The following is a 1,457-nucleotide window of genomic DNA, read 5'->3' on the forward strand; positions in this document are numbered from 1 at the left end:
CCTCCCTTGGCCTCGGGCCACCAGCGTTTGCCGGAGATTTTCTCCTGGAGCAGGAACAGGCCTTCCAAAAGTCCCTCGGGCCGGGGCGGACAACCAGGAACATACACGTCCACGGGCACTAGGGTGTCCACGCCCTCGATCACATTATAGTTGTGCTCGCCGGCGAAGGGACCGCCGGAAATGGCGCAGTTGCCCATGGCGATGACGTATTTGGGCGCGGGCATCTGCTCGTAAAGGCGCACCAGGGCCGGGGCCATCTTGCGGGTCACCGTGCCGGCCACGATCATCAGATCGGCTTGGCGCGGCGACGGCCGGAACACTTCCGCGCCGAAGCGGGAGATGTCGAACCGGGCCATGCCCGCGGACATCATTTCAATGGCGCAGCAGGCCAGACCGAAGGTCATGGGCCACAGCGACATGGCCCGGCACAGGTCCAGAATCTGTTGCACGGGTTTCACGTCCACCCGGGGCGGGACAATGTCCGTTATTGCTGGTTGGATACGCGGATGCGTTTGGGCCATGTGAAGACTCCTTTGCTTGAAAAATAGAAGATCGCGGCAAAGAGCACGGCGATGAAGACCAGGACCTGCCAAAACGCCGCCCACCCCTGGGTATCGGAATACTGGGCCGCCACCGGGAAGAGGTAGAGAACGTCCACGTCAAAGGCGAGGAAGATCAGGGCGTAGAAGTAAAAGGTGAGCCCGAATCGAACCCAGGCCTGCCGGCCATGGACGGGAATGCCGCACTCGTAGGATTCGGCGAACGCGCCGCCGGGCGTTTTGGGCGCGAACAAAATGGACACGATGAGCGGGCCGATGGCGAAGGCCAAACCCGCCGCCAAAAAAAGCAGTATCGAAAAATTCATCCAACCGAAGACCATGGGCACCACCTGTTTTTATGTAAAAAGGTGAATGGAAACGCAGTGTTCTGGCGAACAAGGACAACAACTCCGGTCCGTGTTCACGCGCTGTCGCGGCATGGGACTTGGCGCATCCGATGTATTTTTTCATGGGAGAAAAATGCGCGGTTGTTTCCGGTGATGTGATAAAATTCACAAAATTTAAGACAGTTATTCATGCAGACCTCGTTTTTGTGTTGAGATGGATATCGTCGGGCTCCAAAAAAACTGAGCAAGGATACATAAGTTTTTCATTCTGGCAAGTGTGCTTGGATGATACACGGGCGAGGCATTGTTTTGCATCCTTCTGATACAAATTTTCGCTGTTGAACAGGGCGTATTCTGTTTCGTGATTTTGGAGCTACCGTTTTGTTTATAATTTCGTGGGAATTACAGACGCCTTTCTGGATTTGTGGTCACTTTTTGGTTGCATGAACATGTTTGATCGAATCGGGCTTTCCCCGAAACAATCAAGAAAAGTTGGATCAAAAATTCCCAATTCCAAGCGTGGGCCCCCGAGAATTTTTTTCAGTACCTGGGCACGGTGACGCAAGCGCCA

2 protein-coding genes are annotated in these 1,457 nt (G+C 54.7%); both read right to left on the reverse strand.

What is annotated here, in order from left to right; translation table 11 throughout:
- The coding region (locus tag EOL86_14880) for an NADH-quinone oxidoreductase subunit B (GenBank protein ID NCD26853.1) at positions 1 to 521 on the reverse strand (521 nt) is incomplete at its 3' end.
- Complete coding sequence (locus tag EOL86_14885) at positions 485 to 880, reverse strand: NADH-quinone oxidoreductase subunit A (protein NCD26854.1); 396 nt, start codon at positions 878 to 880, stop codon at positions 485 to 487. The genes EOL86_14885 and EOL86_14880, both read right to left, overlap by 37 nt.
- Between the last annotated feature and the right edge of the window lie 577 nt (positions 881 to 1,457).

The organism is Deltaproteobacteria bacterium (assembly GCA_009930495.1).
In the GTDB taxonomy this organism is placed as follows: Bacteria; Desulfobacterota; Desulfovibrionia; order Desulfovibrionales; family Desulfomicrobiaceae; genus Desulfomicrobium.

What these genes read in the sequence shown, in the direction of transcription:
- EOL86_14885 (NCD26854.1), bottom strand. Translation starts at nt 880, where the DNA reads ATGGTCTTCGGTTGGATGAATTTTTCGATACTGCTTTTTTTGGCGGCG.